The 5,489-nt window shown below is 72.1% G+C and carries 4 protein-coding genes, 1 tRNA gene and 1 pseudogene; 1 reads left to right on the top strand and 5 read right to left on the bottom strand.

All coding sequences use genetic code 11. The features are described from left to right. Positions 1-124 precede the first annotated feature (124 nt). Positions 125-198 (top strand) — tRNA-Lys (locus CCN56_RS36275). A gap of 73 nt (positions 199-271) precedes the next feature. On the opposite strand, the pseudogene CCN56_RS36280 reads toward CCN56_RS36275, so the two are convergent. From CCN56_RS36280 to CCN56_RS36300, 5 genes and pseudogenes are all read right to left on the bottom strand, one after another. Beyond that, a pseudogene (locus tag CCN56_RS36280) lies at positions 272-643 on the bottom strand (response regulator transcription factor); the annotation flags it as partial. A gap of 19 nt (positions 644-662) precedes the next feature. Then, the gene (locus tag CCN56_RS36285) at positions 663-1,880 is read right to left on the bottom strand and encodes an RNA-guided endonuclease TnpB family protein (RefSeq protein ID WP_086832005.1); all 1,218 of its coding nucleotides are present in this window, start codon (positions 1,878-1,880) and stop codon (positions 663-665) included. A 240-nt stretch (positions 1,881-2,120) separates the two neighbouring features. After that, positions 2,121-3,782, bottom strand: a complete 1,662-nt coding sequence (locus tag CCN56_RS36290) for a long-chain-fatty-acid--CoA ligase (RefSeq protein ID WP_086832003.1) — start codon at positions 3,780-3,782, stop codon at positions 2,121-2,123. Positions 3,783-3,834: 52 nt separating this feature from the next. Next, positions 3,835-4,428, bottom strand: coding sequence for a lytic polysaccharide monooxygenase (locus CCN56_RS36295; protein ID WP_086832004.1), 594 nt, complete (start codon positions 4,426-4,428; stop codon positions 3,835-3,837). A 129-nt stretch (positions 4,429-4,557) separates the two neighbouring features. Then, on the bottom strand, positions 4,558-5,489 hold a 932-nt coding region (locus CCN56_RS36300), incomplete at its 5' end, for an SPFH domain-containing protein (protein ID WP_256962357.1).

Here is a 5,489-nt window from a genome sequence, read left to right on the forward strand (position 1 = left end):
TGCCGGGGCCCGAGGTCGTGCTCTGGGCCTGCGTGCGGGCCGTCCGGGCGGCTTCCGCCGCCGACGTGCGGGTATCGATTTTTCCTCCCGCCGATCCGGGTGCTAATGTCTACGACGTCAGCAGGCGCCGCTAGCTCAGTTGGTTAGAGCAGCTGACTCTTAATCAGCGGGTCCGGGGTTCGAGTCCCTGGCGGCGCACAGACGGGGAAGGCCCCCTCACTTCGGTGAGGGGGCCTTCCTGCATGCCCGAAGGCCACGCCCGTCACGCCCGTCACGCGCGGAGGTAGGTGAGGACGGCCAGGACCCGGCGGTGGGTGTCCTCGGCCGGGGGCAGGTCCAGCTTCGCCAGGATGTTGCCGATGTGCTTGCCGACGGCGGCCTCGGTCACGACGAGCCGGCGGGCGATCGCCCCGTTGGAACGGCCCTCCGCGACCAGACCCAGGACCTCCCGCTCGCGCGGGGTCAGCGCCTCCAGGGGGTCCCGGTGCCGGCGGAGCAGCTGGCGTACGACCTCCGGGTCGACGACCGTGCCGCCGTCCGCGACCCGGGCCAGGGCGTCCGCGAACTCCTCCACCTGCCCGACCCGGTCCTTCAGGAGGTAGCCGACGCCGGTGCCGTCGCCCGCGTCGAGGAGGTCCGCGGCTTGACTTCCGCTCCCCGGGCTAAAGCCCGGAGATTCCTACCACGGCTGGTCGGCCGTCTCGGTGGGTTCCTGCTTCCTCGCGCTGTGCCGGAACACGTTCCGGTCTTACCCTCGCTCGACAGGCCGATACCGCCAGTCCGGCGGCCTTGGCGATGTTGATCGCCGCGTTGACGTCCCGGTCCAGGACCGTCCCGCAGCCCCGGCACTCCCACACGCGGACGTGCAGGGGCTTGGGACCGTCCTTGGTGCCGCACACGCAGCAGACCTGGCTGGTGGGCTCGAAGCGGTCGATCCTGAGGAAGGTACGGCCGTACAGGGCGGCCTTGTACTCCAGCATCGCCACGAACGCCGCCCAGCCTACGTCGTGCACGGACTTGGCCAGACGCGTCCGTGCGAGCCCCTTCACCGCCAGGTCCTCCACCGCCACCGCTTGGTTCTCGCGGATGACCTTCGTGGAGAGCTGATGATGGAATTCGCGCCGCGCGTCGGCCACCCGCGCGTGCGCGCGGGCGACCTTGATCCGGGCCTTGTCCCGGTTGTTGCTGCCCTTCGCCTTGCGGCTCAGGTTCCGCTGGGCCTTCTTGAGCTTCTTCTCCGCCCGGCGCAGGAATCGCGGGGCGTCGATCTTCGTGCCGTCCGAGAGGACCGCGAAATGTCCGAGGCCCAGGTCGATGCCGACGACCGGTTCCACATCGGGCAGCGGGGCCGGGTCGGTCTCCACCACGAACGAGGCGAAGTACCTTCCGGCGGCGTCCTTGATCACCGTCACCGTCGACGGCACCGACGGCAGGACGCGGGACCACTTGACCCGCACGTCCCCGATCTTCGGCAACGACAGGTCCCCGCCTGGAGTGATCTTCCACTTCGCGTTCGCGGTGAACCGGACGGCCTGCCGGTGGTCCTTGCGGGACTTGAACCGAGGTGCGCCCATGCGCGAGCATTTGCCCTTCAGGCCATCGAAGAAGTTCCGGTACGCGGTGTCCAGGTCGCGCAGCGACTGCTGCAGCACCACGGCGGACACCTCACCGAGCCAGGCGCGCTCGACGGTCTTCTTCGCCTCGGTGACCAGCAGCTTGGACAGGTCCCCGGCCTTCGGGAACGGCAGCCCCTCGGCACGGGCGGCCTCACGGGCCCGCAGGGCGTCGTTGTAGACCACCCGCGCACACCCGAATGCCCTGGCCAGCGCCGAACGCTGCGGACCGTTCGGGTACACGCGAAACGAGTACCGAAGCTGCATGACGATCAACGTACGATCAACGACCCACGACTCGACACCGGAACATTTGCACGAGGACTCACCACTCGTTCACCCCTTACGTGCTCCACCCCGAGCAGCTCTGACAGAGCTAATGAAGTTCAGCGACAAGAACATCCACGCCCGACCGCTCGTGCCCCCCGCCCGAGACCGCCACCTCCAGGCCGGTCCAGCATCACTGGCCGACATCGGGCAGCCGGGGTCGCAGGATCGGTGCCGGCGCTATGTGGGAGTGCGGCCGTGGCGGGCGTACTCCGCCCGGAGCGCGGCGGTCACCTCGGGGGTAAGCGGTTCGTACGGGGCGTCGGGGGCCGGGCGCCACCAGACCGGGTCCGGGCAGCGGAACCCCGCTCGACGGAGGGCCACGCGGTGGATCTTGTTCGTGGCCGTGAGGGGCAGTTCCCTCATCACCCGGACGAAGCGGGGCGGCATCTTCGTACCCAGGTCCGGCTGGGCGGACAAGAAGGCCGCGAAGGCCGACGGGTCGAACACCTCCCCCTCTCTGAGGGCAAGGGCCGCCATCACCTGGTCCCCCGCCACCGGGTCCGGTATCGCGTAGACCGCGACCCCCGCCACCCGGTCCCAGCGCGCCAGGATGTGCTCGATCATCGCCGCCGCCAGGTTCTCGCTGTCGACCCGCAGCCGGTCGTCCGTACGGCCCGCGAAGTACAGGAACCCGTCCGCGTCCCGGTAGAAGAGGTCCCCCGTCCAGTACCAGCCTCCGCGCAGCCGGGCCGCCTCCGCCTCCGGGTTGCGCCAGTACCCCTCGAAGGGCGAGCGGCCCCGGTTGACGAGCTCGCCGACCGCCTCCGTGGCGTTGAGGAGGCGGCCGGTGGGAGAGAAGCGCGCCGGCGGGCATTCCTCCCCCGTCTCGGAGGAGACGACGGCCAGGTCGTCCCCCGGTGCCGCCCGGCCGATCGCGCCGGTCGGCGTGTCGGGGGTCCGCTGGATGGCCGCGCCGCCCTCCGACGATCCGTACCCCTCGACGAGCGGGACGCCGAAGCGTTCCCGGAAGCGGGCCGCGTCCACCGCCCCCGCCTCCGTGCCGAAGCCGAGCCGCAGCGCGTGCGCGCGGTCGTCGGGTCCTGGCGGGGTGGCGAGGAGGTACTGGACGGCCCGGCCCACGTAGGTGAAGTAGGTGGCGCCGAAGCGGCGTACGTCCGGGAGGAAGCGGGAGGCCGAGAAGCGGGCCCGCAGCGCCACCCCGGCCCCGGCGACCAGCGCGGGCGCCCAGTCGGCGATCACCGCGTTCCCGTGGAACATCGGCATGCAGATGTAGTGGACGTCGTCCCGCCCCACCCCGAAGTGGGAGACGAGCGAGGCGCCGGCGGCCGCGAGGCGCCCCTGGCTGCACAGGGCCGCCTTCGGCGCGCCCGTCGAGCCGGAGGTGAAGGAGAGCAGGAAGCGGCTGTCGGGGCGTACGGGGCCGAGGGTGGCGTCGCCCGGCCGGGCGTTCCCGTAGGGGGCGAGGAGTTCCCGGTACGCGTCGGTGTCGGTGACCAGGATCCGTACGCCCGGCAGCGCGAGCCCGTCGAGGAGCGGCAGGTGGCCGCGCTGGGTGACGAGCACCCGGCAGGCGGTGTGCCGGATGTCGCGGGCGAGTTCGGCGCCGCGCCGGGTGGGGTTGATCCCGGCGACGGCGGCCCCCGCGAGGGCCGCCGCGCTGAGCCAGAGCGGGTACTCCGGCGTGTTGTCGAGCAGGATGCCGAGGTGCGGCTCGCCCCCCGGCACGGGTGGCATCAGGTCCACGAGCAGCGCGGCCCGCGCGGCGGCGCCCGCGGCGACCTGGTGGTGGGTGAGGGTGTGGTGCTCGTCCCTCAGGCCGGTCCGGTGGTCGCCCCATTGGCGCCGTACGAGCTCCGCGACGGTGTCCGCGCTCCTCATGGGCCGGACTGTAGCTGACGGCCAGTCAGAACTGAACCGTCGGGACGTGCCGTCAGAACGTGACGTCCGAGCAGGCGTAGAAGGCGTTCCCGGTGTCCGCGATCGTCCACACCGCCAGGATCAGGTGCCGGCCCGTCTTGCCCGCCGGGATCGTCCCGGAGTGGGTGAGCGTCGACGGCGGCTGCTGGTTGTTGTAGGGGATGGTCAGGAACGGCTGGGGGTCGAGGTCCGCCCGGGTCAGCGCCTTGGTCCCGGTCCAGCCGTTCTTGGTGATGTAGTAGCGGAAGTCCGTGGTGGCGTGGCGGGCGGTGAACTGCCACCGGAAGCTGTAGCTCTGCCCCGACACGAGCCGTGTCGCCGGCCAGGCGCCGCCGCGGGGGTCGTCGAGCTGCGCGAAGCGGGAGTTCCCGCCGGCGCAGATCTTCCCGTCGGCGGGACCCGCGGCCGGGAAGCCCTTGGGCCCCTCGACCGACTGCGGCTCCCACTGGATGTCGCCGCAGTTGGTCACGGTGCCGTTGGCGCAGAGCTTCTGACGGCTGATCGGCGCGTCGGTGTAGCCGTGGCTACCGGCGGTGCCGGTGGCGAGGACGGTGGCCCCGGCGATGCCGAGCGCCACCACCGCCGCCCCGAGTGCCTTGTTGCGCATGCTGTCGCTCCTGGAGAACGTGGGGAGTTCCTTGGGGCCGTGCGCGCGCGTACGGGGTGCTGCTTCACGTGCATGTTGGTCTGGACCAACTATCAAGGTAGGGAGGGAAGTCGGCCGTGTCCATCCCCGTCACGCACCCTCCACGGGGCCCGTCCTGCCCGTGTAGAACGCCACCGTCAGGTCCTTGACCAGCGTCTTGCGCTCGTAGTCGTCCAGCTCCACCAGACCACGACTGGTCAGCCGGTGGACCACGTCGTCCACCGCGTCCACCACCGAGGTCAGGACGCTGTCCCGGTGCTTCGCGTCGATCGCCGCGATCCGGCGCCGGCGCATCGCCGCCGCCACCTCCGGCGCGTACTCGATGCGCGTCGGCTGCGCCGAGAACACGTCCACGCCGACCGGGGCGCACTCCGCCGACAGCATCCGCGTCAGGGCCTCGCCGACCGCCTCCGCGTCCCGCAGCGTCGGCGCGTCCTCGTGGAACGCGTCCGCCGGAAGCTGCGAGAGCACCCGGGCCATCGCCGCCTCCACCTGCTCCCGCAGGTAGTCCTCGTGCCCCTCGACCCCGAGCGACGCCCGGACCGTGTCCCGCACCCGCCACACCACCAGGACGGTCACGTCGAGCGCGGTGCCCTTCGCGTCCACCGCCGACAGCGGCTCGCTGCGCCAGTGCCGCAGCCGGACGTCCACCCGGCGGCGCAGCAGCAGCGGGCTGACCCACACCAGGCCCGTACGGCGGACCGTGCCGCGGTAGTCGCCGAACAGGGTCAGCACCCAGGCGTAGCCGACCCGGCCGCGGCTCAGACCGCCCAGCGAGAACAGGGCGAGCACCACGCCGAGGGCCAGCAGAGCCCACTGCCCGAGGGGAATGCCGTGGTACGGGCGCGCCGGCAGCCGCAGCATCCGCGCGGCCTCCGCGGGCACCGCCCCGACCCACCACACGAGCGCCGCGCACCAGGCGAGCGCCAGCGCGCCGGCGACCACCCCGACCCATCCGGGCAGCACCGGCCCGGGCCGCTCGACGAGAGCGGGATCGGCGGTGGGCGCGGGCCGGGAGACGG

The organism is Streptomyces sp. NRRL B-24572 (assembly GCF_002156145.1).
Classification (GTDB): domain Bacteria; phylum Actinomycetota; class Actinomycetes; order Streptomycetales; family Streptomycetaceae; genus Streptomyces; species Streptomyces vietnamensis.

Excerpts from the sequence above, each read along its gene's own strand:
- CCN56_RS36285 (WP_086832005.1), bottom strand. The coding sequence starts at position 1,880 with ATGCAGCTTCGGTACTCGTTTCGCGTGTACCCGAACGGTCCGCAGCGT.
- CCN56_RS36290 (WP_086832003.1), bottom strand. The coding sequence starts at position 3,782 with ATGAGGAGCGCGGACACCGTCGCGGAGCTCGTACGGCGCCAATGGGGC.
- CCN56_RS36295 (WP_086832004.1), bottom strand. The coding sequence starts at position 4,428 with ATGCGCAACAAGGCACTCGGGGCGGCGGTGGTGGCGCTCGGCATCGCC.